Genomic DNA, 25320 nt, shown 5'->3' on the forward strand with positions numbered 1-25320 from the left:
CATAGAAATGGATCAGATCACCGCATGGCGGTGATCTGATCGTTATCCGGATTTGAGCGTCCGCTGAGCGAACGGTGTTCCCTCTTGAGGTTTCTCAAAGGGTTTCGATCAAGGTTTCCTGGAGGCCGCCCAGCCAGAGGTAGGCCATCACCATCGGCTTGCGCGGGTCCTCGTCCGGCAGCCGGAACAGCATCGCGCTCTCGTCGTCCTCGGTGATGTCGAGCCGGGCCGCGATGGTCAGCCGCAGGTCGTTGAGCGCGCCCAGCCAGCGCAGCGGCAGCTCGCCGGACAGCTCCAGCACCGCCGCCCCGTCGCCCGCCGGGGTGAGGCCGTCCAGGCTGCGTACGACGGCGAGGGCGTCCGCGCGCTTGCGGGCGCGCAGGTCGTTCTCGGTGAAGCGGCGGAACTCCGCCGAGCGGGCCGCGATCTCCTCCGGGGCCACGCCCTCGTCGCCGACGCCGTCGGGGGCCCCGTAGGCGTCGGGGAAGAGCCGGGCGAGCGCCGGGTCGGACGGGGGCTCGGAGGGGCCCTCGGCGAACAGCGCGGCGAGCGGGTCGGCGTCCTCGGCGGGCTCCGGCTCGCCGGGGCCGATCAGCTCCAGCAGCTGGACGGCCAGGGAGCGCAGGATCGAGATCTCGATCTCGTCGAGCGCGATGGCGGCGCCGCCGCCCTTCAGGGACTCGAAGGTGCCGCCCATCAGTTGCGGTCCTGCGAGAGGGTCGCCCACAGGCCGTAGCCGTGCATGGCCTGCACGTCGCGCTCCATTTCCTCGCGGGTGCCGCTCGAAACGACCGCCCGCCCCTTGTGGTGGACGTCGAGCATCAGCTTGTGCGCCACGTCCTTCGAGTAGCCGAAGTACGCCTGGAACACATACGCCACGTAGCTCATGAGGTTGACCGGGTCGTTGTGCACCAAGGTCACCCAGGGGACGTCTGGTTCGGGGACCGCGAAGGTCTCTTCGGCGGATTCGGTGCGTTCGATCTCAACGGGAGCAACACTCACTCGTCCCATGCTGCCATCTCGACCGCACCGCCGCCCAAACAGGGGCCGAACGGTCCGGTCCCGCCACCGGCCACCCACATCTCGTCACTTTGACGAAATGTGCGCTAGCATCCCTGCCATGAACCCTGCGGACCTGGGCCTGCCGGTGGACGTGCCGTCGACAGCGCTCTTCACGGATCACTACGAGCTCACGATGCTGCAGGCCGCCCTGGCCAACGGCACCGCCGACCGGCGTTCGGTCTTCGAGGTGTTCACCCGGCGGCTGCCCGAGGGGCGCCGCTACGGGGTGATCGCCGGAACCGGGCGGGTGCTGGACGCGGTGGAGAACTTCCGCTTCGACGGCGCGGTGCTGGAGTTCCTGCGCGAGCGGGCCGTCGTCGACATGCGGACGCTGGACTGGCTGGCCTCGTACCGCTTCTCCGGCGACATCTGGGGCTACCAGGAGGGGGAGGTCTACTTCCCCGGCTCCCCCGTCCTGCGGGTGGAGGGCAGCTTCGCCGAGTGCGTGCTGCTGGAGACCGTGATCCTGTCGATCCTGAACCACGACTCGGCGATCGCCGCGGCCGCCTCCCGGATGTCCTCGGCGGCGGGCGGACGCCCGCTGATCGAGATGGGCGCCCGGCGCACGCACGAGCTGGCGGCCGTCGCCGCGTCGCGGGCCGCGTACGTGGGCGGCTTCACCTCGACCTCGGACCTGGCGGCCGGATTCCGGTACGGCATCCCGACGGTCGGCACCAGCGCGCACGCCTTCACCCTGGTCCACGACAGCGAGCGGGACGCCTTCACGGCCCAGGTGGACTCGCTGGGGCGGGGCACCACCCTGCTCGTGGACACGTACGACGTGGCCGAGGCCGTCCGTACCGCGGTCGAGGTGGCGGGCACCGAGCTCGGCGCGGTCCGGATCGACTCCGGCGACCTGCTGCTGGTGGCCCACCGGGTGCGGCAGCAGCTCGACGAGCTGGGCGCGACCTCGACGAAGATCGTGGTCACCTCGGACCTCGACGAGTACGCCATCGCCTCGCTGGCGGCGGCCCCGGTGGACGCGTACGGCGTGGGCACCCAGCTGGTGACCGGCAGCGGGCACCCCACGTGCTCGATGGTCTACAAGCTGGTGGCGCGGGCCACCTCGGCGGACCCGAAGGCGGCGCTGGCCCCGGTGGCGAAGAAGTCCTCGGGCGGCAAGACCTCCATCGGCGGTCGCAAGTGGGCGGCCCGCCGCCAGGACGCCGACGGCGTCGCGGAGGCGGAGGTGATCGGCGTGGGGCCCGTCCCCGCCGCCCTGGCCGACCACCAGCTCCTGACCCAGCTGGTCAAGGGCGGCGAGGTGATCGCCCGCGAGCCGCTGGAGGCCGCGCGGGACCGCCACCGCGCCGCCCGCGCGAGCCTCCCGCTCTCGGCGACCCAGCTCTCGCGCGGCGAGGCCGTGATCCCCACCGAGTACGTGTAGCCCTGCGGGCGCGCCCGGCCGAGGGCGGTGCGGCGCCGTTGCGGGGGCTCCGCCCCGGGCGCGGAGCGCCGTGCGGGGTCCGGGTCGGAGCCCCCGTTTCGGGAAGGGGTGGGGTGGGGGAAGAGCCCCCGCAGGGCCCCCGCCGCCGTATCAGCACATCGAGCCGAAGGACACGTCATGCACCGCGCACTGATCGTCGTCGACGTACAGAACGACTTCTGCGAGGGCGGCAGCCTCGCGGTCACCGGCGGAGCCGACGTCGCCGCCGCCATCACCGAGCTGATCGGGCAGGCCACCGCCGGGTACCGGCACGTCGTCGCCACCCGCGACCACCACGTCGACCCGGGGTCGCACTTCGCGCACCCGCCGGCCGAGCCGGACTACGAGACCTCCTGGCCCGTGCACTGCGTCGCCGGGACCGAGGGCGTGGGCTTCCACCCGAACTTCGCCCCCGCCGTGGCCTCGGGAGCGGTCTCCGCCGTGTTCGACAAGGGCGCGTACGAGGCCGCGTACAGCGGTTTCGAGGGCGCCGACGAGAACGGGACCACACTCGGCCAGTGGCTGCGGGACCGCGACGTCACCGAGGTGGACGTGGTCGGGATCGCCACCGACCACTGCGTGAAGGCCACCGCCCTCGACGCCTCCCGCGCCGGCTTCGCCGCCCGCGTCCTGCTGGACCTGACCGCCGCCGTGGCCCCGCACACGACCGCACGGGCCCTGGACGAGCTCCGTGCGGCCGGGGTGGTCCTCGTCGGCGGTCCGGCCTGAGGGGCGGTCCGCAAAGCACTGCCTGCCCCGCGACGCCCCCTAGGTGCCCAGCAGGGCCCGGATGGGGTGCCAGAGCTCCTGCGCCCGGTCCGGTGCGCCGCGCCACAGCAGGCCGTCCGGATGGTGCAGGACGGCCGTGACCTCGTCCGGCGTCGGCGGGTGCGCGTTGCCCCGCAGGTACACGGCCCGCATTCCGAGGTTCCGCAGCCTGGTCAGGGCGCGGGCCCGGTTCGCGGCGTGCACCAGCACGCGGACATTTCCACCTTCTCCGGACGGCCTCGGCAGTGTGAGCGCAACCACCACACTGCCGCCCGGCAACCTCACGAAACCTCCGCCTGGCATCGCTGTCATCTCCCCCGTCAATAAGACACTCGTACCGGGCATCTAAACGCGAACGGCCGCCGCCCGCTAGGGGGCGACGGCCGATCATGCTCTGACCTGCGGTTTTAACGAGTTACTTCGAGGAGGGGCCGACCTCGATGGTCATGACCTCACCGTCGTAGGACTCCTTCAGGATCTTGATCTTGGTGTTGGTGTCAGTGACCTTCACCGATCCGGTCGGGTTCTCGTCGTAGTAGTACTTGCCCTTGTGGTCGTCGAAGACCAGGTTCGCGGGCTTCGGCTTGAGGAAGAGCTCCTCGCCGTTCTTGTGCAGGGTGATCGCATCCGTCGAGTACGCGCTGAAGGTGGCGTCGTACGGCTGGATCTTGTTGCGGAGCAGGGTGCCGTCCGCCCACTTCATGGGCTTGGCGTTGGCGTCGATCGGCAGGATCAGGCCCTGGCCCGGGTGGACGCTGGTGTTGTTGTCCTTCTGGCTGGTGTCCCACTGCCAGATGAGCAGACCGTCCTGGTACGGGTAGTGCTCGACCCAGTCCGGCTTGGTGTTGCCGAAGCCGAAGTTGTACGGGCCCACCTTGAGGGTGGAGTCGTACGAGACGTAGCGGCGGTTCTCGGCGATGTAGCGCTGCGCGTACTCCTTGGAGAAGTCGGCGCCGATGCGCGAGAAGCCCTTGCCGGTCCAGCCGTTGTCGCCGTTCTCGGCGCCGTCGGTGAACAGCGCGGAGCCGTCCGCAGTCAGGGTGATGGCGTCGGCCGTGAAGCCCTTGCCGCCCGCGCCGCCGTCCGTCTGGTAGCGGAAGCGCAGGTCGACCTTCTTGCCCGCGTAGGCGTCGAGCGGGAAGTTCAGGTTCTTCCAGGCACCCGAGACACCGGTGAGCGACGGGCTGCCGGAGGCGTCGGCCGGGAGGGCCGTGCCGTCGGCGGTGCCGGCCAGAGCGGTCCAGGTGGCGCCGCCGTCCGTGGACACCTCGGTGTAGAGGTAGTCGTAGTCGGCCTCGATGTCCCACCAGCCCTTGAGGGACAGGGCGGCGGACTTCTTGCCGGTCAGGTCGACCGAGCGGGTCAGGGTGTTCTTGAGGTCGTCACCCATGTTGCTCCACCACTGGGTGGAGCCCTCGGCCGGCTTGACGACCTCGGTCTTGACCTGCTTCTTCGGCAGCTCGACGACCAGCGCCTGCTTGTCCTTGGTGTTGAACGCCGACACGCCCAGCTTGTGCGTGGACTTCGTCGCGGCCTTGGCCGTGTCGTAGTTCAGCCAGCCCAGCTGCAGCTTGTCCCAGGCGGTCATGTCGCCCGGGGTGTCGCCGATGGAGTCCTTGCCCTTGCCGAGCCAGGAACCGGCCGACATCAGGGACCAGAAGCCGACGCTATTGTCGCCGCCACCGGTGGTGTCGTAGAGGTCCGGCAGACCGAGGTCGTGACCGTACTCGTGCGCGAAGACACCGAGGCCGCCGTTCTCGGGCTGCATCGTGTAGTCGCCGACCCAGATGCCGGTGTTGCCGATCTGGGTGCCGCCGGCCTTGTTGTTGTCCGGGCCGGTCTTGCCCGCCGCGGTGCCGTAGGCGTACCAGCGGTGCGCCCACAGCGCGGTCGTGCCCTGCACGCCGCCACCGGCCGACTCGTCCTCGCCCGCGTGGACGATCTGGAAGTGGTCGATGTAACCGTCGGGCTCGTTGAAGTTGCCGTCGTTGTCGAAGTCGTAGCGGTCCCACTGGTCGTACTGGGACAGCTGCGCCTTGATCTGGGCGTCGGTCTTGCCGGCCTTCTTCTGGGCCTCCGACCATGCGGTGACGCCGTCCTTGACGGTGTCCCACACGTTGGAGCAGTTGGTCTGGCCGCAGTAGTTGGAGCCGTAACGGCCCTCGTTGTACGGGACCTTGACCCAGTCGGCGACCTCACCCTCGACCGAGTAGCGGCCCGAGGAGGTCTTCTCGTAGTAGGTCTTCAGCGAGTCCTTGCCCTGACCCGTCGCGAAGTACAGGTCCTGGAAGTACTGACGGCTGAAGTCCTTGCGCCAGGCGGTGCTGTTGTCCTTGGCACGGTCCGGCTGGGCGATCTGGTTGTGCAGCGGACCGGGGGTACCGCCGTACTTGGGGACCTCGGGCTTGGGGCCCGGGCCGTCCGGGTCGTACATGGTCGTGTTGTCGACCTGGTCGCCGAACTCGACGAGGATCGTGAAGATCTTGTCGGTCTTCTCGCGGCCGAGCTCGACGTACTTCTTGTCGTCGAGCTTGACGACCTTGGAGGCGCCGCGCTGCTCGACGCCCTTCTTGCCGGTCAGGACCTGGTCCAGGGCGGCCGCGCGCTGCTTGGCCTGCTGGTCGCTGAAGGGGCCCTTGAGGTCGTGCTCGACGACCTTGGACGGCGCGGTCGGGTCCTGCCGGTCGGCCGCCGGGGCGGCCGGAGCCTTGCCCTCGGCCTGAGCCGCGGTGACGGTGAAGAAGGTGGCGCTTGTCGCACAAGCGGCCATGGTCACGGTGACGGCGGCAGCGCGTATCGCACGCCGTCTGGCGGAATTGCTGGTCACTTGATGTGTTCCCCTCCCGCGGCCGCAACGTTGGTCGGAACTTCTCCATAGGAGCGGGGGGTTCCGCGCGGCGCGCGTCTCAAGTGACGACATTTGACCGGAGGGAAGCGAGAAAAGACAGACCTTGACTTGACCCTTACAACTGCACTATGCGGGCAGGGAGTTCCGCTATCCGGACGTTCCACAGCCATACGGGGCGAAGGGCCCTTCCCGACCCGTCGAGTGGTCCGTCCCGTCCCCCTTTCTCCCCCTGCCGTCGCCCGGAAAATGACCCCGTGCGCCCCCCGTGCTCCGGCACCGTGTGTTAGGTCACGCTTACCGGCGGTCCGACTCGGGCATCTCCCGTCATAGAGTCACTTGACGCGCGAACTGGTTGAGCCGACTCCCCCTCCCCTCACCGAGGACGGATATCGCCATGCCGCGTCCGACTGCCGCACAGCTCGCGTACGGGTCCGCCACGGTCGTCGTGTCGACGATCGCCATGCTGCTGCTCTCGCAGACGAGCACCGGGCTCGGAGTCGCGGTCATCTCCGCCGCCGCGCTCGCCCTGGGTCTCCTCGTCGCGCTCACCGTGCCCATCCCGCGGCGCCGTGGCCGCCACGCGGCGCGTACGGGGTCCTCCGCGACCGCCGGGGCCTCCGGGACCGCCGCGGCCCGGGAGGGCGCGGCAGGGGCCGCACGGGTGCCCGAGCCCCGGACGGCATCGGCCGAACACCCGGTACACCACTGACGGTTGACGCCCGACGCGGCGCGGGCGGCCTCCCCGGAGGGACGGCCGCCCGCGTCGCGATGCGTCATGTCTGCGCACCGGCCTATCTGTTGGCCTGGACCACCACGGTCTTGGCGACCTTGTCGTGCAGGCCCTGCTTGTACGGCTTGTCGACCAGGATCGAGACGACCAGCGCGATCGGCCACAGGCAGGCGCAGCAGATCAGGGTCGGCAGCCAGAGCACGGCGGCGCGCGTCAGGGAGGCGTTGGAGTTCGGCACGCTGCCGTCGTTGAGCATCGCGACGCGCAGGTTCATCGCCTTCTTGCCGACCGTCTGGCCGTTCTTCTTGGTGAACCACCAGTCGTAGCCGACGTACGCGACGATCGAGATCAGGGTCATGATCAGGCCGCTGCCGCTGTACGACTTGCCGACGACCTCGCTGATGTCCTCGCCCTGGTCGGTGTCGAACCGGTAGCGGTTCGTGCCGAAGGCCAGCTGGATGAGGGCCAGCGGGATGGCGATGATCACGACGTCGATGATGCGCGCGAGGAGCCGCTTGCCGAAGTCGGCGAGCGGGGGCATCCCGGCGAGCGGATCGGGCATGCCGTAGCCGCCGCTCCCGCCGTACGGGTCTCCGCCGCCTCCGTACGGGGGCGGCGGGGGCGGGTATCCCCCACCACCGCCGCCGCCGCCCGGGCCTCCGGGCGGGGGCGGCTGACCGCCACCGGGGGGCGGCGAGCCGTACGGCGAACCGCCCGACGGAGGCGTCGGTTCCTGGGGCTTCTTGAGGAACGGGTCGTCCTCGGGCGGCTGGCCCGGCGGCTGGTCGGTACTCATGGCCCGAGTCGAACCCGGCTCCGGCACCCTCGCAACGGGACCGCGTCCATTCGGGGGCAGACGCGGGGCCGGACTGCGGGGCCGGGCCCTCCGGGCGGGCTCAGCGGGCCACGTACGTGCCGGCCGCCTTGTCGTGCCAGGCCTGGCGGCGCGGGCGGTCCACGAGGGACCAGAGGCTGCCCGGGAGGCCGAGGACGGCGTACACCAGCCAGCGGCGCAGGGCCGCGCCGAAGGTGGGCGGGCGCAGGGTGGCGGTGGCCAGGACCCGGACGCCCAGCAGCTTCTTGCCGGGGGTGCGGCCCCAGCGTGCGGTGGGCAGCACCTCGTAGAGGATCCCGAAGAGGAGGACGGCGCCGACGACCAGGCCCAGCAGGCCGGCGATGGTCCCGTCGAGGAGCCAGACGGTGGTGGTGCGGCCGCTCGCCCGGGCGGCGTCCACCTTGGCCTCGACGTGGGCGGCGGCCTCGGGGAGGAGCCGCAGGGCGACGGCCGCGGCGACGGCCGCGTAGAGGAGCGAGTCCAGGGCGCGGGCCACGGCCCGGCGGGTGAACCCGGCGGGGCGCACGGCCCGCTCGGCCATCCGCTCGAACACCTCCCGGGGTGTACGGGCCCCCGCGGGTCGGGAGCCGGAGCCGCCCGGACGGTCCTCCTCGGGCCCGCGCGGCTCCTGGATGCGGGACTGCGGCCGGGGCTGGGGCTGGGGCTCCGCCGGGGCGGGCGCGTCGGGCCGTGCCGTGATCCTCGGGCGGACTCCGGCGGGGCGCGGGGCCCAGACCTCGGGGCGGTCGGCGGCCGGGGCGGCGGGCGCGGCGGGGCGCGGCCGGGACGGGGCCGGTGCCGGGGTGGGAGCCGGAGCGGGTGGGGCGGCGACCGCCTCGGGCCAGGAGGAGGTGAGCCCGGATCCGCCCGCTCCGCCGGTTCCGGGAGCGTCGGGCCACTCCGGGGCGGGGGCCGGGGCCGGGGCAGGGGTCTGGGTCCTTGCGGCCGGGGCCGCCGGTGCCGGGGCCGGCGGTGCCGGGGCGGCCGGTTCCGGGGCCGCCGGGGACCGCACCGACAGGATCCCGGCGGCGGCCTGCTCGGGGAGTCTCGCGGGGGCTGCCGCCGGGCCCGCCGGGGCCGCCGCGGCGGCCGCCGTACGGGCCAGGGAGATGCCCGCCGATCTCGGGGACGGTCCGGGTTCGGGTTCCGCTTCGGGTTCCGGTTCGGGCCGCGGCACGGACTGCGCGGCGGGTTCCGGACGCGGCGCGCTGCCCCACGAGACCCGGTGGTCGCGGGGCCCGCCGAAGCCGGCCTGGTGCACGGGATCGGCCTGCCACACCGCGGGCTCGGCGACGGCCGCCGGGGCGGGCGCCGGCGCGGCGGCCGGCTCCGGGAGCGTCTCGGTCGCGGAGGTCTCGTCGAGGAACACCGGCCCCGTCTCGTCCGTGCGCAGGGCGCGCCCGTCGTGCCCGCCGCGGACGGCCGGTGCGGCGACGGGTGCGGGCGCGGGCGCGGCGGGCACGGCGACGGGGGCCGGAGCGGGGGCGGCCTGCGCGGCGGGTGCCGGATGCGGGGCAGGGCGGCTCGTACCCGGAACCCAGGCCGCTCCGTTCCAGTAGCGGATGTACCCCGGGATGGACGGATCCGGGTAGTAGCCCTCGCGGGCCGCGTGCTCGCCGTCACCAGGGGAGGCCGTCATGTCCCCAACTCCGATCGTGGCTTGAGGCTTGTGCAAGGGAGGACCATAGCCAAGAACCGCCCCCCGACAGGTCCGGTAACGGGAGAATCCAAGCAAACGAGCGAACGTCACCCTGCACGACGGTTTTCGGTCAGCCGAAAGAAATCGGCCAATCTCCGCTTCGGGGCCCGAAGTCGCGTCATGCCCGGGCACACTGCCGCTCTCTCCGGGTGTGGGGCCCCGTCCGGCCCCGCGCACCGAACCGAAGTGAGGCCGTCATGCACTACCCCGTCATCGAGCGCGAGCTGGAACTGAAGCTGGTCCTGTCCCCCGAGCGCAGCATCCCCGTCCCGGCCCGGCTCATCTACCTCACGCACGACCCGTACGCCGTCCACATCACCTTCCACACCGGCTCGAACACCCCCGTCAACTGGACGTTCGCCCGCGAACTGCTCGTCGAGGGGGTGTTCCGCCCGTGCGGACACGGGGACGTCCGGATCTGGCCCACGAAGGTCGACAACAAGGCCGTGCTCTGCATGGCGCTCACCTCCCCCGACGGCGACGCCCTGCTGGAGGCCCCGGCGACCGCCGTGTCGGCCTGGCTGGAGCGCACGCTGCGCGTCGTTCCGCCCGGCACCGAGACCGAGCGCCTCGGTCTGGAGGACGCGCTGGCCGAGCTGCTCACGCCGACCCCGGCCGACGACCTGTGGCTGCGCGACCCGTGGCCGTCGGACGAGTCGGCGGACGGGGACCTGTGATGCCCGGCGGCCTCGGGCGGGGCGGGTGGGCTCCGGGCCGCCGCGGGCGTACGCCGGGCGGCCCGTGCCGGGAGGCGTCAGAAGAGCTTGCCGGGATTGAGCAGCCCGAGCGGGTCGAAGGCCTGCTTGACGGCCCGCTGCATCTCCATTCCCACGGGGCCGAGTTCGCGGGCCAGCCACTCCTTCTTCAGCACCCCGACCCCGTGTTCGCCGGTGATGGTCCCGCCCAGGGAGAGGCCGAGCGCCATGATCTCGCCGAAGGACTCGCGGGCCCGCCGCGTCTCGTCCTCGTCCGCGGGGTCGAAGCAGACGATCGGGTGGGTGTTGCCGTCCCCGGCGTGCGCGCAGACCCCGATGAGCAGGTCCTGGGCGCGGGCGATGGCGGCCGTACCGTCCAGCATCTCGCCGAGCCGCGAGCGCGGTACGCACACGTCGTCGATCATCGTCGCCGGCCGCAGCGCCTCCAGCGCGGGGAAGGACATCCGGCGGGCCTGGAGCAGCAGTTCGGACTCCGCCTCGTCCTCGGCGGGGACGACGGCGGTGGCTCCGGCGGCCGTGCACAGCTCGCCGACGGCCGCGAGGTCCCCGGGGGCGTGCGGGGTGTCGAAGGCGGCCAGCAGCAGCGCCTCCGTGGTCTCGGGCAGTCCCATCTTCCCGAGGGCGTTGACGGCCCGGACGGTGGTCCGGTCCATCAGTTCCAGCAGCGAGGGGGCCAGGCCCGCCTCCATGACGGCGCAGACGGCCTCGCAGGCCGCCGCGACGGAGGGGAACTCGGCGGCCAGTGCCAGCTGCCGGGGCGGCGCGGGCCGCAGGGCGAGGACGGCCTGGACGACCACGCCCAGGCTGCCTTCGGATCCCACGAAGAGCCGGGTGAGGTCGTAGCCGGCCACGCCCTTGGCGGTACGGCGGCCCGTGCGCAGCAGCCGCCCGTCGGCCAGGACCACGTCGAGGCCGAGCACGTACTCGGCGGTGACCCCGTACTTGACGCAGCACAGGCCGCCCGAGGCGGTGCCGATGTTGCCGCCGATGGTGCACTGCTCCCAGCTGGAGGGGTCGGGCGGGTAGTACAGGCCCTGTTCGGCGACGGCCCGTGAGAGCACGGCGTTGACCACGCCCGGCTCGACCACGGCGATCCGGTCGACGGCGCTGATCTCCAGGATCCGGTCCATCTTGACGAGCGAGAGGACGATGCAGCCGTCGGAGGCGTTGGCTCCGCCGGACAGGCCCGTGCGGGCGCCCTGCGGGACCACGGGGACGCGTAGGGCCGTGGCGGTGCGCAGGACGTGCTGGACCTGTTCCACGGTCCGGGGCAGGACGACGACGGCCGGGGTGCCGGCGGCGCAGAAGCTGGCCATGTCGGTGGCGTAGGAGGTGGTCACCTGGGGATCGGTGAGCAGGGCCTCGGCGGGGAGCCCTTCGAGCAGGCCGGCCCGCAGACGTGCGAAGAGATCGTCATCCATGGGACCAGCGTGGCAGCCGGGGCCATCGGTGTGAACACGGCCGCGCTCTCCTTCGGACACCTCGGCGAGCTCTTCATATTGACGCACAGTGACCCCATGGACCGTATCGACGAGGAATCGCAGACGCCGGCGCCGCCCGTGACCTTCACCGGCCGCAAGACGCTCGTGGCGGCCGCGGTCGCCGTGGTCCTGATCGCCGGGGCCCTGCTGATCCGGCCTGCCAGGACCGGGGACGACGCCCGTCCGCCGGAGCCGAGCGAGCGTGCCGCGTCGGCGGTGGGCATGGGCGCGCCCGCCGCCGCGGTGGACCTGACGGCGCTGGTGGCGGACCGGGAGAAGTGGCTCGCGGCGCATCCGGACGATGACGCCTCGTGGGCCGTGCTCGGCTCCGCGTACCTCGAACAGGCGCGGCGGACGGCCGAATCCGGCTGGTACCCGAAGGCGGAGAAGGCGCTGAAGCGCTCGCTGGAGATCCGGCCGGCCGAGAAGGGCAACTTCGACGCGATGACGGGCATGGGTGCGCTGGCCAATGCCCGGCGGGACTTCGGGACGGGCCGCAAGTGGGGCGAGCTCGTACGGGCGCAGGCGCCCAAGCGGTGGTCGGCGTACCCGGTGCTGGTGGACGCGTACACCGGGCTCGGCGACTACAAGGGCGCGCAGAAGGCGATGGAGCTGCTGCTGGAGATCCGGCCGGGTCTGGCCGCGTACGTCAGGGCCTCGCAGGTGTACCGGGACCGGGGCTGGCGCGAGGACGCGGTGGTGTCCATGGAGCACGCAGCGGGCGCGGCGAAGACCCCGGCGGAGAAGGCGTACGCGCTGTTCCGCCTCGGGGAGCTGTCCTGGGAGCGGGGCGACGCGGCCGAGGCGCTGCGGCAGTACGAGGGTGCGCTGCGGACGGATCCGGCTCAGGCGGAGGCGCTCGGCGGCCGGGCCCGGGCGCTGGCCGCTCTGGGGCGCGGCGGGGAGGCGGTACGGGACTACCGGCTGGCGCTGGGCCGGGCGGCGGTGCCGCAGCTGGCGCGGGAGCTGGGTGAGCTGCTGGACGCTCTGGGGCGGCCCCAGGAGGCGCGTGCCCAGTACGAGGCGCTGGCCACGATGGTGGCCCGGGACAGCGGGAACGGGGTCGACGACGCGGTCCTCCTCGGGCTGTACGAGGCGGACCACGGCGATGCGGCCGCGGCGGTGCGGCGCCTGTCGCAGGAGTGGTCGCGGCACAAGAGCGTGCAGGTCGCGGACGCGCTGGGGTGGGCGCTGCACCAGAGCGGCGAGGACACCGCGGCGCTGGAGTACGCGAAGAAGGCCATGGAACCTGGGCTGCGCAGCGCCGACTTCGCCTACCACCGGGCGATGATCGAGCAGGGCCTCGGTGACGAGGAGGCGGCCCGCCGCCACCTCCAGGAGGCCCTGCGGACGAACCCGCACTTCTCGCCGCTGCGCGGGCCGCTGGCGAAGCAGGCCCTGGCGTCGATCGCGCAGCTGCCGCCGGGAGGCCCGGAGAACATCCGGCCGACGGCTCCGTGGGTGGAGCCGGAGCTCCCGAAGGCGGCGAAGCCGACGCCGACCCCTACCCCGTCGCCGAAGCCGACGGGGCGCTGACACGACGGCGCCGCACCCGGGAACGGGTGCGGCGCCGGGCCCCCCTCGGGCCGTGTCGTGAGGACCCGCCGCGTGGTGCACCCGGGGAGAGGCGCGTGCGGCGCGTCGGAACCGGCGGGCCGGGCCGGAGGCTAGAGGTTGCCGCGCTTGTCCTGCTCGCGCTCGATCGCCTCGAACAGGGCCTTGAAGTTGCCCTTGCCGAAGCCCATCGAGCCGTGCCGCTCGATGATCTCGAAGAAGACCGTCGGGCGGTCCTGCACCGGCTTGGTGAAGATCTGCAGCAGGTAGCCGTCCTCGTCGCGGTCGGCCAGGATCTTCAGTTCGCGCAGCTCGTCGATCGGCACGCGGGTGTCGCCGACCCACTCGCCGAGGGTGTCGTAGTAGGTGTCCGGGACGGACAGGAACTGGACGCCCGCAGCGCGCATCGAGCGGACCGTCGAGACGATGTCGTTCGAGGCCAGCGCGATGTGCTGGACACCGGGGCCGTTGTAGAACTCCAGGTACTCGTCGATCTGCGACTTCTTCTTCGCGATCGCCGGCTCGTTGATCGGGAACTTGACCTTCTTGGTGCCGTCCGCGACCACCTTGGACATCAGCGCCGAGTACTCGGTCGCGATGTCGTCGCCCACGAACTCCTTCATGTTCGTGAAGCCCATGACCTTGTTGTAGAACGCGACCCACTCGTTCATCCGGCCGAGCTCGACGTTGCCGACGCAGTGGTCGATGGCCTGGAAGGTGCGCTTGGCCGGGGGCTCGACCATCGGGTCGACGGCCTCGTAGCCGGGCAGGTACGGGCCGGTGTAGTCGCCGCGCTCGACCAGCGTGTGGCGGGTCTGGCCGTAGGTCGCGATCGCGGCCAGCACGACGGTGCCGTTCTCGTCCTTGACCTCGTACGGCTCTTCCAGGCCGCGGGCGCCCTGCTCGACGGCGTACGCGTACGCCGCGCGGACGTCCGGGACCTCGATGGCGAGGTCGATCACGCCGTCGCCGTGCTCGGTGACGTGCTCGGCGAGGAAGCGGCCGTGGTCGGTCGTCGCCTTGATGACAGAGGTCAGCACGAAGCGGGCGGAGCCGTTGGTCAGGACGTAGCTGGCCGTCTCGCGGGAGCCGGTCTCCGGTCCGGAGTAGGCCACGAGCTTCATGCCGAAGGCGGTCGAGTAGTAGTGCGCGGCCTGCTTGGCGTTGCCGACGGCGAAGACGACCGCGTCCATGCCCTTCACCGGGAAGGGGTCGGCCTCACGCGCGGTGTGCGGGGTGGTTTCGAGGTTCGCCAGGGACTCAGTCATGAGCGCAGAGTCCCGCCGATCCACAAGCTGCGCAATAGTTTCCTCATTGACTGTACAAACTGCACAGGATGACCGCAGGCTGAGTGAAACATCTGTGCACTATGACCACCCGCGAGCACGCGTGGGCACCCGGAGGCATCCATGGGCATCGACGAACTCGACGGCCGGCTCATCGTCCTGCTCGCCCGCGAGCCGCGGATCGGGGTCCTGGAGGCCTCGCGGCGCCTCGGCGTGGCCCGTGGAACCGTCCAGGCACGCCTGGACCGGCTCCAGTCGAACGGGGTCATCCGCGGGTTCGGCCCGCAGGTCGACCCGACGGCCCTCGGGTATCCGGTGACCGCGTTCGCGACGCTGGAGATCAAGCAGGGGCAGGGGGCGGACGTACGGGCGCACCTGGACGGGGTGCCGGAGGTGCTGGAGCTGCACACCACCACCGGGCACGGGGACATGCTGTGCCGGCTGGTGGCGCGGTCCAACGCGGACCTGCAGCGGGTGATCGACCGCGTGGTCGGCTTCGAGGGGATCGTGCGGGCCTCGACGGCGATCGTGATGGAGAACCCCGTACCGCTGCGGATCATCCCGCTGGTGGAGCAGGCGGCGGAGGACGACACCCGGGACTGAGGCCCGCTCCGGGGCCGGGGAAGTAGTTGCAAAGAAACACTTGCATAGAACTCTTTGCAACTCTATCGTCGAGCCATGCCCGAGAAGCCGCAAGAACCGCAAGAACCGGAAGCACCCACAGGGCCCACCGAGCCCAACGTCCGTACGCTCGACGCCCGTTCACTGCGCGGCCTCGCCCACCCGCTGCGCATCCGCCTGCTGGCCGCGCTGCGCCACGACGGCCCCGCGACCGCGTCCCAACTGGCGGACCGGCTCGGGGAGTCGAGCGGAGCCACCAGCTACCACCTGCGCCAGCTCGCGGCCCACGGCTTCGTCGAGGACGCGCCCGAACACGGCAAGGGTCGCGAGCGCTGGTGGCGGGCGGTGTACGACGGCACGGCGTTCGACGAGACGCTGACCCTCGACGAGGACCCGGCCGTGCGCGGTGCGGCGGACCTCTTCCTGCACGAGATCGCGACGATCCACACGCAGGAGCTGAGCACCTGGCTCGGCAACGCCCACGACTGGCCCACGGAGTGGCGGCGCGGCGCGGACATGAGCGACTTCACCCTGCACCTGACTCCCGCGCAGAGCCACGAGCTGATCCACAAGATGCACGACCTGATCAACAGCTATCGCGACCTGCCGGCCTCGCAGGACACCAAGGCGGTCCGCTTCCACACGCACGCCTTCCCGCGCCAAGCCTGACCCCGGCGGGAACGGCCCGCACCGTTCCGGCCCCGCCGGCGTTCGAGACGCGGGCCCGGGCAGCGCCCGGCACCCGCCCGGCACCCGCCCCGCACCCGCACCCGCCCCGCCCCCGCCCCGCACACGAGAACACCCTTGAGCCGCCCGCAGGGCACCCGCACACGACCCGTCCGAGGAGTCCCCCGTGCACGCCTTACTTCCCCACCGTCCGCCCCGCAGGGACCGGCGCCCGCTGGTCGGCGTACTGGCCGCCAACACCGTCTCCATCGCCGGGAGTTCGCTCACCCTCATCGGCGTCCCGTGGTTCGTGCTCCAGACCACGGGCAGCGCCGGCCGGGCCGGGGTCGTCGCCTTCTGCGCGACCCTGCCCGTCATCGTGGCCGCCCTGATCGGCGGACCGGTCATCGACCGGATCGGCCGCCGCCGGGTTTCCGTCGCCTCCGACCTGATCAGCGGCCTGTCGGTCGGTGCGATCCCGCTGCTGCACCACGCCGGCGTGCTGGAGTTCTGGATGCTGTGCGCCCTGATGGCCGTCGGCGGCCTGGTGCACACCCCGGGCCTGACCGCCCGCGCCGTGCTCCTGCCGAATCTCGCCGAGCACGCCGGCACCACCATCACCCGGGCCGCCGGCCTCTACGACGCGGTCTCGCGCGGTGCCCGGATGATCGGGGCCGCGGTGGCCGGCCTGCTCATCGCGGGGTTCGGCGCCGAGACCGTGCTGCTGCTGGACGCTGCGACCTTCGGGGCGTCGGCGCTGCTGGTCGCCGTCTTCCTGCGCGGGGTGCCGGCCGCCGAACCGCAACGCACCACCGGGAAGGTGTCCCTCACGGCCTACCGCGCCGAACTCGCCGAGGGCTGGGCCTTCATGACCCGCACCCGACTGCTGCTGGGCATCACCGTCATGGTCATGATGACGAACGGGCTGGACCAGGGCTGGTCCGCGGTCCTGCTTCCCGTGCACGGCCGGGAAGATCTCGGCGGCGCCGCCGCCATCGGCCTGATGATCTCCCTCTTCGGCGGCTTCGCCCTGCTGGGCGCCCTGCTCTACGGGATGTGGGGCGAGCGCTTCCCCCGCCGCGCGGTGTTCACCGCGGCCTTCCTGCTCTCCGGGGCGACCCGGTACGTGGTGGCCGCCCTCACCGACACGACGCTGCCGCTCGCGGTGACGATGGCCCTGGCCGGACTGGGCGCGGGCATGCTCAACCCGATCCTGACCACGATCATGTACGAGCAGGTGCCGGAGGCACTGCGCAGCCGCGTCTCGGGCGTGGCCACGGCAGGCTGCGAGCTGACCATGCCGATGGGCGGGCTCGCGGCGGGCCTCCTGGTCGACGGCTTCGGGGTCACCACGGCGCTGCTGCTGTTCGGTGGCACGTACCTGCTGACGACGCTCGCCCCGATGGTCTTCCCGGCCTGGCGCGCCATGGACCGGCCGCCGGCCGCCGCCCTCAGCAGGACGGAGCCTGCTCGCCCCGGTTCAGCGCACGAAGAGAGTTCACCGCATCCGTCAGCGAGGTGACGGGGACCAGCCGCAGCCCCTCGGGGAGTTCCGACAGGGCGTCCGCGCACTCGGCCTTCGGTACGAGGAACACGCTCGCCCCGTCGCGCCGCGCGGCCTGGGTCTTCAGGGCCACCCCGCCGACCGCTCCGACCTTGCCGTCGCCGGTGATGGTGCCCGTACCGGCGACGCTGCGGCCGCCGGTGAGATCGCCGCCGCTGCCGTCACCGTCGAGCTTGTCGATGATGCCGAGGGAGAAGAGGAGCCCGGCGCTGGGGCCGCCGACGTCGGCGAGGTTGAGCTCGACCTTCACGTCTTTCGGGTCCTTGTGGAGGAAGCCGAGGGCCGCGTCGGTGGCGGCCGACTGCGACTTGGCCATTTCCTCCAGGTTGTGCTTCTCGATCTCCTCGTCGCTTCCGCCGGTGGAGTAGACGGCCTCCCTGGGCATGACCGCCTGATCGGTCTTGAACCAGTGGCCGACGAGTTCGTGCAGTTTCATCGTCGAGGACGGGCCGGTGGCCCGGATGGTGGTCATCCGGAGCTCGCCCTTGGTGTCCCGGACCGGGGCACCGGTCACGGTGATGACCGGCTTGCCCTGGTCGGAGCCCAGCACGTCGGCCGTGAGCCCGGGAATGGCGACCACGAAGGGCAGCGGCGCGAAGGCCGCGGCGGCGAACAGCCCGAGCACGGGGGCGGCGCAGACGGCCAGGGCAGCGGGACGCGGCAGACGTGAGAGGCGTGAGAGCACCCGCCCAATCTATCCGGCCCGCCGCTCCCCACCCCCGGCACACCCAGCCCCGGCACACCCAGCCCCGCCGGCGTTTGAGGCGCGGGGGTCCGGGGGCAGCGCCCCCCGGAAACGGCGCCGCGCCCGGCAGCGGACCGCCACCCGGCACGGGAACCGCCAAGCCCGCGGCCTAGCGAAGGGCGTCGGCGACCTCGCGCGCCGCGTCGACCACCCGCGGCCCGACCCGCTCCGGCACCGCGTCCGCCAGCATGACGACGCCGACGCTGCCTTCCAGCCCGGTGATGCCCACGAGCGGCGCGGCAGCGCCACTGGCGCCCGCTTCCAGTTCCCCGTGCGTCAGCGTGTACCCCGGCTCGATCAGGGAGCCCTGGCGGGCCGCCAGGATGGCGCGCCCGGCGGCCCCGCGGTCCAGCGGGTGGCGGAAGCCGGCCCGGTAGGCCACGTGGTAGTCCGTCCAGGTCGGCTCCACGACGGCGACGGCGAGCGCCTCGGTTCCGTCGACGAGGGTCAGGTGCGCGGTGGCACCTATGTCCTCGGCGAGGGACCGCAGCGCGGGCAGGGCGGCCTCGCGTACGAGCGGGTGGACCTGCCGGCCCAGCCGGAGCACTCCGAGCCCGACCCGGGCCCGGCCGCCGAGGTCACGGCGGACCAGGGCGTGCTGTTCGAGGGTGGCGAGGAGCCGGTAGACCACGGTGCGGTTCACACCGAGGCGGTTGGACAGCTCGGTGACGGTCAGACCGTGGTCGGTGTCGGCGAGCAGTTTGAGGACTCTGAGCCCTCTGTCGAGAGTCTGGGAGGTTTCCGCGGTCACGACGCCTCTCCCTCTTTCGGTGAGCGGCGGTGACTCTCGGGGCGGCACGCCGCCGGTCCCGCGGCGACGCACGGAGAGGCCGCCGGTAGCGGCCATTGCACCGGCTGCGCTCCCGCGGCGGCGCTGCCACGGTGCGTTTGTTGCGGGGACAGTAGCGAGCAGGTTCGCTCAGCGGAAGGGCTCGTCCAGAATCCGGGCGCCTGCTACCCGTTTATGCCGTTTCCTGATCGGGCTCGGTGTCAATTCGTGACCTCGATTGACACAGGAGCCCTTTACCACCCCATTACTCTGAGCATGTTCAAAACGACTGTGATCGGCTCCAGGGGGGTTGCGTCCACACGCACCTGGAGCCCGTAGGGGGAAGCACCACTCATGAAGCTCAAGCGCATCGCCGTCGTGGCCGCCGCCGCAGTGGTGGGACCGACGGTCCTGATGACCACGCCCGCGATGGCCGACGAGGTCCGCAATCCCGCGGTCACCACCCCGGACGCGGAGCCCAAGGGCGACGCGGCCGGCGACCAGACCCCGGCCGGGACCGGGAAGCCCGCCGAGACTCCCGCCGAGACTCCCGCCGAGACCGGGAAGCCCGCCGAGAAGCCCGCTGCGGCGCCCGCCAAGGCCCCCGCGAAGGCCGCGTCCCAGGCCCAGGCCGGGCCGGGGCTGTCGATCTTCAGCCAGCCGCAGGCCTTCGCCGCCGGCGGCGACTGGGCCGAGTTCAACGTGTCCATCGACAACACCGGCAACGAGGCCGTGCAGGGCTTCGACCTCGGCCTCAACTTCCTGGGCACCGACGTCAAGCTGTCCGGCAAGCACATCGAGCTCGAATACCAGTCCGGGAACGGCTGGACCGCCGTCCCGCAGATGCCGGGCCTGGACGCTCCGCACTTCGACCTGGTGGCCGGCGCGACGATCGGCAAGAACGCGGGCAAGACCGTCCGGGTGCGCGCACGCGCCTCGGCGGACGCTCCCGCCACGGCCGTCACGATCACGGCCACCGGGACCAACCACACCTCGGTCGACTCCAAGCCCTTCTCCCGCCAGTCGAAGATCACCCGGGCGGGCGAGCAGGTCCAGTCCCAGGCCCCGGTGCTCAGCCTGACCGGCCTGCCCGAATGGGGCTTCAAGGCCGGGGACGACGTCGGCACCGAGCTCACCCTGAAGGTGGACAACTCGGCGCGCCCCGGCACGGGCGAGTACTACCTCGGGGTCGACCTCGTCTCCGCGGACACCTCGCTCCGCGCCGACCAGGTCGTCGTCGAGTACTACGCCACGACCGTGAACGGCGAGTCCTTCTGGCACCCGGTCGAGGTCAGCGGCGACAACGGCAAGCTGCGGATCTTCGACTACGGCGGCGAGTACGCGGCCGGCGAGCAGCGCAACCTGGTCTTCCGGGTCAGGCTCGCGGCGGACGTCCCGGCCGGCGACGTCAAGCTGAACGTCTCCGGCCAGGGCAACCCGCACCACGGCGGCCTGGTCTCGAAGACGGTGAGCTACAGCTCCTCCATCGAGGCCGCGAGCGCGCCCGTGGACGTCGAGGGTCCGAAGATGACCCTGACCGGCATCCCGGCCGGAGGCTTCAAGGCGGGCGCGGACTGGCAGGAGCTCGCGCTCACGCTCGACAACGCCGGGCTCGCCGGCATCGAGGACTACCTCGTGTCGTTCCACATGGGCCGCGGCTTCGACCAGGGCCCGTGGGTGGAGCCGTCCCAGATCCACCTCCAGGCCTTCGGCGAGGACGAGCACGGCAAGGAGGGCTGGTTCGACATCGAGATCGGCGGCAGCGAGGAGTCCATGGGCGGTGACATCGGCCTCCAGTCGATCGCCGCGGGCGACAAGGCCGTCGTGAAGCTCCGCCTGCGCTTCGACAAGGGCACCCCGGCCGGCGGCTTCATGATGGGGGCCTCGGGCTACAAGGAGCAGGAGTCGGGCCCGTTCGTCTGGTCCTCGACGGGCGCCCACAGCACCAGGATCCTCGCCGCCGACAGCGGCAACGGCGGCGGGAACGGCAACGGCAACGGGGGCGGCACCGGCAACCAGCCGAAGCCCGACGGCGGCACCACCACACCGGTCGTCGACGGGAACGGGAACGGCGCCGGAAACGGCACCGGCACGGGAACCGGCACCGCGCCCACCACCGGTGGCGCGCTGGCCGAGACCGGCTCCGACGCGGCCACCAGCTGGGCCCTCGGCAGCGCCGGCGTCGCGCTCGCCATGGGCGCGGCCCTGGTCGCCGGCACCGGCCGCCGACGCCGCCCGACCGCGTAACGACGGAACGGGGTCCGTGCGAACCTCCGCACGGACCCCGTTCCGCATTCCGTAGGAACTCACCGCATCCGGGTGGCCCACTCCTGCACCTTCTTGATGCGTTCGCGCAACTGCCCCGCGGTCGCCTCCGCGCTCGGCGGCCCGCCGCACACCCGGCGCAGCTCCGTGTGGATCACCCCGTGCGGCTTCCCGCTCTGGTGGACGTAGGCGCCGACCATCGTGTTCAGCGACTTGCGCAGCTCCAGCAGTTCCTTGTGCGAGACCACCGGCCGCCGGTCCGCCGGCAGCTCCAGCAGGTCCGCCTCGGCGTCCGGCTTGCGCCGGCTGTGCGCGATCTGCCGCGACTGCCTCTTCTGCAGCAGCATCTGCACCTGGTCCGGCTCCAGCAGCCCGGGGATGCCGAGGTAGTCCTGCTCCTCCTCGCTGCCGGGGTGCGCCTGCATGCCGAATTCGGCGCCGTCGTAGAGGACCCGGTCGAAGACGGCGTCGGACTCCAGCGCCTCGAAGGACATCTGCTCGTCCTCGCCGGTGTCCTCGTCCTCCTGCTTGTTCGCCTCGTCCATCTCCTTCTCGGACTCGGCGTACGGATCCTCCTCGCCCTGCTTCTTCGGCTTGTCGAGGACGTGGTCGCGCTCGACCTCCATCTCGTTGGCGAAGCCGAGGAGATAGGGAATGGTCGGCAGGAACACGGACGCGGTCTCGCCGCGCCTGCGCGAACGCACGAACCGGCCGACGGCCTGCGCGAAGAACAGCGGCGTCGAGATGGTCGTGGCGTACACGCCCACCGCGAGGCGCGGTACGTCGACGCCCTCGGACACCATCCGGACCGCGACCATCCAGCGGCTGCCGTCCTCGCTGAACTCGTCGATGCGCTTCGACGCGCCGGTGTCGTCGGAGAGCACCACGGTCGCCTTGCTGCCGGTGATCTCCCTCAGCAGCTTGGCGTAGGCGCGCGCCGAGTCCTGGTCGGAGGCGATGACGAGGCCGCCGGCGTCCGGGATGCCCTTCCTGACCTCCGTCAGCCGCTGGTCGGCGGCGCGCAGCACGTTCGGCATCCAGTCGCCGCGCGGGTCCAGCGCCGTGCGCCAGGCCTGGGAGATGGCGTCCTTGGTCATCGGCTCGCCCAGCCGGGCGGCGATCTCGTCGCCGGCCTTGGTCCGCCAGCGCATGTTGCCGCTGTAGGAGAGGAAGATGACCGGCCGGACGACGCCGTCGCCGAGGGCGTTGCCGTAGCCGTAGGTGTAGTCGGCGGAGGACCGCCGGATCCCGTCGTTGCCCTCCTCGTACGTGACGAAGGGGATCGGGTTCGTGTCGGACCGGAAGGGCGTTCCGGTCAGGGCCAGGCGCCGGGTCGCCGGATCGAAGGCCTCCAGGCAGGCCTCGCCCCAGGACTTCGAGTCACCGGCGTGGTGGATCTCGTCGAGGATGACGAGGGTCTTGCGCTGCTCGCACCGGTTGCGGTGCAGCATCGGGCGCACGCCGACACCGGCGTAGGTGACGGCGACCCCGTGGTAGTCCTTGCTGAGCGGTCCGGCGGAGTACTCGGGGTCGAGCCGGATGCCTATCCGGGCCGCCGCCTCCGCCCACTGCTTCTTCAGGTGCTCGGTCGGCGCGACGACGGTCACCTGCTGCACGACGTGGTGGTGCAGCAGCCAGGAGGCGAGGGTGAGCGCGAAGGTGGTCTTGCCTGCGCCGGGCGTGGCGACCGCGAGGAAGTCCCGCGGCTGGTTCTGGATGTAGCGGTCGAGCGCCCCCTGCTGCCAGGCACGCAGCTTGTTGGCGGTACCCCAGGGGGCACGGCCGGGGAAGGCGGGTGAGAGATGGTGGGAGGCGGTAGTAGTCACGGTCTCCGGTTCGTGCTCTCGGCGTATCTGGTACGGGTGGCAGGCAGTCGTACGTAGGACAACCGGGCCACCCTACCGGCCCGGGCCCGCCCCTCGCGGAGGGACAGGCCCGTGACCTCGGCGGGTGCGGCGAGCGTCACATCGGCGGGGTGAGGAGCGCCCGGAGCCGCGCCGCGATCCGCCCGACTGCGCTCTCGCGTCCGGCGGCCACGTCGACGACCAGCCGGTACGCGTCGTCCTGGTCGACGCCGCCCGGATCGGCCCCGTTCACGGCGAGGAAGGTCGCCGCGGCGAGCCAGGCGGTGCGCTTGTTGCCGTCCACCAGCGGGTGGTTGGTGGCGATGCCGTGGAGCAGCGCGGCTGCCTGCTCGTACGGGTCCTCGTAGGCCGGGGTCCCGAGCATCCTCGCCCGGGGCCGGTGCACGGCCGACTCCAGCAGTCCGGGGTCGCGCAGCTCGACGGGCTGGTCCTGGGCCAGGCAGGCGTGCCGGGCCAGGTCGAGGACCTCGGCGAGCGTGAGGTGGCGCACGGGGACGGCGGCGGCGGTCATGCGCCGAGCCGCTTCAGCAGGGGCGCGTGCTGCCGCGCGAGCCGCTGCGCCTCGGCCCCGACCCGGCCGCGCTCGGCCCGCAGCAGTGCCCGCAGGGCGTCCAGCGCGAGCTCCTCGGGCGACCGGCCCGTCGCGTCGGCGAGGTCGGCGCACTCCTCGCGCTCGGCATCGGACAGTCTGATGATCAGCTCGTTCATGGCGGCCACGGTAGGGCTGCCACCGGCCCCGACGCAGCCGAATTCCCCGGGCCCCGGCCTCGCCCTCGGTCCTGGCGGCAGGCCGCGGGCGGTCACCGCGGTCACTTGTCGGCGGGCTCCGGGCGGTTCTCGGCGGACTCCGGGCGGGTCCCGGCGGAGTCCGGGCGGGTCCCGGCGGGCTCCGGGCGGGTCCCGGCGGGCTCCAGGCGGGTCGCCACCCAGGCCCCCACCAGCGCCACGCAGGCCATCGGCAGGAACACCACGGCGAAGGCGGCCGGGTGCGAGGCCGACGCCCCTTCGGTGACGGCGTGGGAGGCACCGACCGCGCCACCGCCCAGGGCGGCGAACGCGGCGCCCCCGCCGGCCAGCAGCACCACGTTGGCCAGCGCGTCCGAGATCTGCAGCGCGGCGGAGTTGGCCCCGGCCTCCTCCGGTGCCGACAGCTGGAGCAGCAGCACGCTGGTGGAGCCGATCACCAGGCCCATGCCCAGGCAGCCGACCGCCCAGGCCAGCGCCAGCGTCCACACCGGCACGGACTCGATCAGCACGGCGGGCGCGGCGGCGATGGCCAACGCCACCAGCACCATGCCGCCGATCATCAGCCGTTCCCGGTAGGGGGCCGTCCTGTTCCGGGACTGCACCCACGAGCCACCCGCCCAGGTGAGCCCGCCGAGCGCGAGCGAGAAGCCGGCCATCGTCGGGCTCAGCCCCCGCTGGGTGACGAGCATCAGCGGGACGAAGCTCTCCGCGGCGATGAACGACCCGGCGGCGACCCCGCGCAGCAGCACCACGGACGGCAGCCCGCGCCGCGCCCGGTAGGTCCCGCGCGGCAGCAGCCCCAGGACGGCGGGCACCAGCAGGGCCGCGCCCGCGATGCCCGGCGCGAGCGAGAGCCACCGCAGGTCCTGGGCGGCGTACTGGAGCAGCCCCGCCCCCACCGAGATGCCGAAGGCGAGCCGGATCCGCCGCCGGTCGAAGGCCACGGGCGGGGCGTCGGGGTCGACGGGCCCGGACGCGGTCCGCCGTATCGCGGGGAGCGCCACCACCAGGGGGACGACCACGAGCGCCGGTATCCCGAGGAAGACCCACCGCCATCCGAGGTGCTCGGTGACCGTCCCGGAGGCCAGCGGCCCGACGATGGAGGGGACCACCCAGCTGGCGGCGAAGGCCGCCATGATCGCGGGGCGCAGCCGCTGTTCGTAGGCCCGGCTGACGACGACGTAGAGGGCGACGATGACCAGCCCTCCACCGAAGCCCTGCACGGCCCGGCCGAGGACGAACACCCACATGACCCCGGCGGTGCCGGAGATCACGAGCCCGGAGGCGAAGGCGGCGATCCCGATGGTCAGCGGCCGCAGCGGCCCCTGCCGGTCGGCCCACTGGCCGGCCAGGACCATGCCGAAGAGGCTGGTGGTGAAGTAGGCGGAGAAGGCGAAGGCGTAGAGCCCGATCCCGTCGAGCTCGCGGGCGGCGACGGGCATGGCCGTGCCGACGGCGGTGGCCTCGAAGGCGATGAGGAAGACGACGGAGATGATCCCGATGCTGAGCGTCCGGTACGCGGGCCCGAGAATCCCGCCCGGGGGCGGGGGCGGGATCGGTGCGGCTAGGTCGGACACGCTGTGTTCAAGGGCGCTCATCGCCCCAGAGTAAGGTGCGTAGCCCCGGAGTGACCCTGTCAATTCGACGGATCCCGCGCTCGTCCGCCGGACCTA

At 72.3% G+C, this 25320-nt stretch carries 23 protein-coding genes; 9 read left to right on the plus strand and 14 right to left on the minus strand.

Annotated elements, in window-relative coordinates; all coding sequences use genetic code 11:
• Window positions 1–94: 94 nt before the first annotated feature.
• Window positions 95–697 (minus strand): DUF2017 domain-containing protein, encoded by a 603-nt coding sequence (locus DEJ51_RS12135; protein WP_150257612.1) that lies wholly within the window; start codon window positions 695–697, stop codon window positions 95–97.
• Complete coding sequence (gene clpS, locus DEJ51_RS12140) at window positions 697–1011, minus strand: ATP-dependent Clp protease adapter ClpS (protein ID WP_030010601.1); 315 nt, start codon at window positions 1009–1011, stop codon at window positions 697–699. The genes DEJ51_RS12135 and clpS overlap by 1 nt, the downstream gene beginning before the upstream one ends.
• A gap of 109 nt (window positions 1012–1120) precedes the next feature.
• Between clpS and DEJ51_RS12145 the strand changes: the two genes are divergently transcribed.
• Together DEJ51_RS12145 and DEJ51_RS12150 are read left to right on the plus strand one after the other, a co-directional pair.
• The gene (locus DEJ51_RS12145; protein WP_150257613.1) at window positions 1121–2449 is read left to right on the plus strand and encodes a nicotinate phosphoribosyltransferase; all 1329 of its coding nucleotides are present in this window, start codon (window positions 1121–1123) and stop codon (window positions 2447–2449) included.
• A 177-nt stretch (window positions 2450–2626) separates the two neighbouring features.
• Window positions 2627–3217 carry an isochorismatase family protein gene (locus DEJ51_RS12150; protein WP_150257614.1) on the plus strand — a complete coding sequence of 197 codons (591 nt, stop codon included), beginning with the start codon at window positions 2627–2629 and terminating at the stop codon, window positions 3215–3217.
• A 39-nt stretch (window positions 3218–3256) separates the two neighbouring features.
• Here DEJ51_RS12150 and DEJ51_RS12155 read toward each other — a convergent pair whose 3' ends face one another.
• Window positions 3257–3559, minus strand: coding sequence for a hypothetical protein (locus DEJ51_RS12155; protein WP_033226620.1), 303 nt, complete (start codon window positions 3557–3559; stop codon window positions 3257–3259).
• A gap of 112 nt (window positions 3560–3671) precedes the next feature.
• The gene (locus DEJ51_RS12160) at window positions 3672–6026 is read right to left on the minus strand and encodes an immune inhibitor A domain-containing protein (protein ID WP_150261850.1); all 2355 of its coding nucleotides are present in this window, start codon (window positions 6024–6026) and stop codon (window positions 3672–3674) included.
• A 472-nt stretch (window positions 6027–6498) separates the two neighbouring features.
• On the opposite strand from DEJ51_RS12160, the gene DEJ51_RS12165 reads away from it, so the two are divergent.
• A complete protein-coding gene (locus DEJ51_RS12165; protein WP_150257615.1) occupies window positions 6499–6813 on the plus strand; it encodes a hypothetical protein in 315 nt (104 codons plus the stop codon).
• Between the two features lie 82 nt (window positions 6814–6895).
• On the opposite strand, the gene DEJ51_RS12170 is transcribed toward DEJ51_RS12165, so the two are convergent.
• Both DEJ51_RS12170 and DEJ51_RS12175 read right to left on the minus strand, forming a co-directional pair.
• Window positions 6896–7630: an RDD family protein gene (locus tag DEJ51_RS12170; protein WP_150257616.1), complete on the minus strand. Its 735-nt coding sequence runs from the start codon at window positions 7628–7630 to the stop codon at window positions 6896–6898.
• 100 nt (window positions 7631–7730) lie between these two features.
• Window positions 7731–9308 carry an RDD family protein gene (locus DEJ51_RS12175; RefSeq protein WP_150257617.1) on the minus strand — a complete coding sequence of 526 codons (1578 nt, stop codon included), beginning with the start codon at window positions 9306–9308 and terminating at the stop codon, window positions 7731–7733.
• Window positions 9309–9565: 257 nt separating this feature from the next.
• Between DEJ51_RS12175 and DEJ51_RS12180 the strand changes: the two genes are divergently transcribed.
• Entirely contained in the window at window positions 9566–10045 is a 480-nt protein-coding gene (locus DEJ51_RS12180; RefSeq protein WP_150257618.1) for an SsgA family sporulation/cell division regulator, read from the plus strand.
• A gap of 77 nt (window positions 10046–10122) precedes the next feature.
• Here DEJ51_RS12180 and DEJ51_RS12185 read toward each other — a convergent pair whose 3' ends face one another.
• Window positions 10123–11505 (minus strand): FAD-binding oxidoreductase, encoded by a 1383-nt coding sequence (locus tag DEJ51_RS12185; protein ID WP_150257619.1) that lies wholly within the window; start codon window positions 11503–11505, stop codon window positions 10123–10125.
• Between the two features lie 96 nt (window positions 11506–11601).
• On the opposite strand from DEJ51_RS12185, the gene DEJ51_RS12190 reads away from it, so the two are divergent.
• Window positions 11602–13101 carry a tetratricopeptide repeat protein gene (locus tag DEJ51_RS12190; protein ID WP_223835771.1) on the plus strand — a complete coding sequence of 500 codons (1500 nt, stop codon included), beginning with the start codon at window positions 11602–11604 and terminating at the stop codon, window positions 13099–13101.
• Window positions 13102–13232: 131 nt separating this feature from the next.
• On the opposite strand, the gene hppD is transcribed toward DEJ51_RS12190, so the two are convergent.
• On the minus strand, window positions 13233–14387 hold the full coding sequence (gene hppD / locus DEJ51_RS12195; protein WP_150257620.1) for a 4-hydroxyphenylpyruvate dioxygenase: 1155 nt from the start codon (window positions 14385–14387) through the stop codon (window positions 13233–13235).
• Window positions 14388–14528: 141 nt separating this feature from the next.
• On the opposite strand from hppD, the gene DEJ51_RS12200 reads away from it, so the two are divergent.
• The 3 genes from DEJ51_RS12200 (at window position 14529) to DEJ51_RS12210 (ending at window position 17214) form a co-directional block, all read left to right on the plus strand.
• A complete protein-coding gene (locus DEJ51_RS12200) occupies window positions 14529–15008 on the plus strand; it encodes an Lrp/AsnC family transcriptional regulator (protein WP_150257621.1) in 480 nt (159 codons plus the stop codon).
• Window positions 15009–15083: 75 nt separating this feature from the next.
• Window positions 15084–15695: an ArsR/SmtB family transcription factor gene (locus DEJ51_RS12205; RefSeq protein ID WP_150257622.1), complete on the plus strand. Its 612-nt coding sequence runs from the start codon at window positions 15084–15086 to the stop codon at window positions 15693–15695.
• A 184-nt stretch (window positions 15696–15879) separates the two neighbouring features.
• Entirely contained in the window at window positions 15880–17214 is a 1335-nt protein-coding gene (locus tag DEJ51_RS12210) for an MFS transporter (RefSeq protein WP_223835772.1), read from the plus strand.
• On the opposite strand, the gene DEJ51_RS12215 is transcribed toward DEJ51_RS12210, so the two are convergent.
• Both DEJ51_RS12215 and DEJ51_RS12220 read right to left on the minus strand, forming a co-directional pair.
• The gene (locus DEJ51_RS12215) at window positions 17144–17941 is read right to left on the minus strand and encodes a S16 family serine protease (RefSeq protein WP_150257623.1); all 798 of its coding nucleotides are present in this window, start codon (window positions 17939–17941) and stop codon (window positions 17144–17146) included. The two genes, DEJ51_RS12210 and DEJ51_RS12215, sit on opposite strands and share 71 nt — an antisense overlap.
• 169 nt (window positions 17942–18110) lie before the next feature.
• Complete coding sequence (locus DEJ51_RS12220) at window positions 18111–18752, minus strand: IclR family transcriptional regulator (RefSeq protein WP_007264382.1); 642 nt, start codon at window positions 18750–18752, stop codon at window positions 18111–18113.
• 372 nt (window positions 18753–19124) lie between these two features.
• On the opposite strand from DEJ51_RS12220, the gene DEJ51_RS12225 reads away from it, so the two are divergent.
• On the plus strand, window positions 19125–21017 hold the full coding sequence (locus tag DEJ51_RS12225) for a hypothetical protein (RefSeq protein WP_150257624.1): 1893 nt from the start codon (window positions 19125–19127) through the stop codon (window positions 21015–21017).
• A 59-nt stretch (window positions 21018–21076) separates the two neighbouring features.
• Here the strand turns inward: DEJ51_RS12225 and DEJ51_RS12230 are convergent, their stop codons facing one another.
• The 4 genes from DEJ51_RS12230 to DEJ51_RS12245 form a co-directional block, all read right to left on the minus strand.
• Window positions 21077–22861, minus strand: a complete 1785-nt coding sequence (locus tag DEJ51_RS12230; RefSeq protein ID WP_052874215.1) for a DEAD/DEAH box helicase — start codon at window positions 22859–22861, stop codon at window positions 21077–21079.
• Between the two features lie 136 nt (window positions 22862–22997).
• Window positions 22998–23411: a type II toxin-antitoxin system death-on-curing family toxin gene (locus tag DEJ51_RS12235; protein ID WP_150257625.1), complete on the minus strand. Its 414-nt coding sequence runs from the start codon at window positions 23409–23411 to the stop codon at window positions 22998–23000.
• Window positions 23408–23608, minus strand: a complete 201-nt coding sequence (locus DEJ51_RS12240; protein ID WP_150257626.1) for a hypothetical protein — start codon at window positions 23606–23608, stop codon at window positions 23408–23410. Before DEJ51_RS12240 ends, DEJ51_RS12235 begins: the two co-directional genes overlap by 4 nt.
• Before the next feature lie 101 nt (window positions 23609–23709).
• Window positions 23710–25245 (minus strand): MFS transporter, encoded by a 1536-nt coding sequence (locus tag DEJ51_RS12245; RefSeq protein WP_223835773.1) that lies wholly within the window; start codon window positions 25243–25245, stop codon window positions 23710–23712.
• Between the last annotated feature and the right edge of the window lie 75 nt (window positions 25246–25320).

The sequence above is a fragment of the Streptomyces venezuelae genome (genome assembly GCF_008642275.1).
Classification (GTDB): Bacteria; Actinomycetota; Actinomycetes; order Streptomycetales; family Streptomycetaceae; genus Streptomyces; species Streptomyces venezuelae_E.

Bases quoted from the DNA above. Each gene is read 5' to 3' on its own strand.
- DEJ51_RS12135 (WP_150257612.1), bottom strand. From the start codon at position 697: ATGGGCGGCACCTTCGAGTCCCTGAAGGGCGGCGGCGCCGCCATCGCG.
- clpS (WP_030010601.1), bottom strand. From the start codon at position 1,011: ATGGGACGAGTGAGTGTTGCTCCCGTTGAGATCGAACGCACCGAATCC.
- DEJ51_RS12145 (WP_150257613.1), top strand. From the start codon at position 1,121: ATGAACCCTGCGGACCTGGGCCTGCCGGTGGACGTGCCGTCGACAGCG.
- DEJ51_RS12150 (WP_150257614.1), top strand. From the start codon at position 2,627: ATGCACCGCGCACTGATCGTCGTCGACGTACAGAACGACTTCTGCGAG.
- DEJ51_RS12155 (WP_033226620.1), bottom strand. From the start codon at position 3,559: ATGCCAGGCGGAGGTTTCGTGAGGTTGCCGGGCGGCAGTGTGGTGGTT.
- DEJ51_RS12160 (WP_150261850.1), bottom strand. From the start codon at position 6,026: ATGGCCGCTTGTGCGACAAGCGCCACCTTCTTCACCGTCACCGCGGCT.
- DEJ51_RS12165 (WP_150257615.1), top strand. From the start codon at position 6,499: ATGCCGCGTCCGACTGCCGCACAGCTCGCGTACGGGTCCGCCACGGTC.
- DEJ51_RS12170 (WP_150257616.1), bottom strand. From the start codon at position 7,630: ATGAGTACCGACCAGCCGCCGGGCCAGCCGCCCGAGGACGACCCGTTC.
- DEJ51_RS12175 (WP_150257617.1), bottom strand. From the start codon at position 9,308: ATGACGGCCTCCCCTGGTGACGGCGAGCACGCGGCCCGCGAGGGCTAC.
- DEJ51_RS12180 (WP_150257618.1), top strand. From the start codon at position 9,566: ATGCACTACCCCGTCATCGAGCGCGAGCTGGAACTGAAGCTGGTCCTG.
- DEJ51_RS12185 (WP_150257619.1), bottom strand. From the start codon at position 11,505: ATGGATGACGATCTCTTCGCACGTCTGCGGGCCGGCCTGCTCGAAGGG.
- DEJ51_RS12190 (WP_223835771.1), top strand. From the start codon at position 11,602: ATGGACCGTATCGACGAGGAATCGCAGACGCCGGCGCCGCCCGTGACC.
- hppD (WP_150257620.1), bottom strand. From the start codon at position 14,387: ATGACTGAGTCCCTGGCGAACCTCGAAACCACCCCGCACACCGCGCGT.
- DEJ51_RS12200 (WP_150257621.1), top strand. From the start codon at position 14,529: ATGGGCATCGACGAACTCGACGGCCGGCTCATCGTCCTGCTCGCCCGC.
- DEJ51_RS12205 (WP_150257622.1), top strand. From the start codon at position 15,084: ATGCCCGAGAAGCCGCAAGAACCGCAAGAACCGGAAGCACCCACAGGG.
- DEJ51_RS12225 (WP_150257624.1), top strand. From the start codon at position 19,125: ATGAAGCTCAAGCGCATCGCCGTCGTGGCCGCCGCCGCAGTGGTGGGA.
- DEJ51_RS12235 (WP_150257625.1), bottom strand. From the start codon at position 23,411: ATGACCGCCGCCGCCGTCCCCGTGCGCCACCTCACGCTCGCCGAGGTC.
- DEJ51_RS12240 (WP_150257626.1), bottom strand. From the start codon at position 23,608: ATGAACGAGCTGATCATCAGACTGTCCGATGCCGAGCGCGAGGAGTGC.
- DEJ51_RS12245 (WP_223835773.1), bottom strand. From the start codon at position 25,245: ATGAGCGCCCTTGAACACAGCGTGTCCGACCTAGCCGCACCGATCCCG.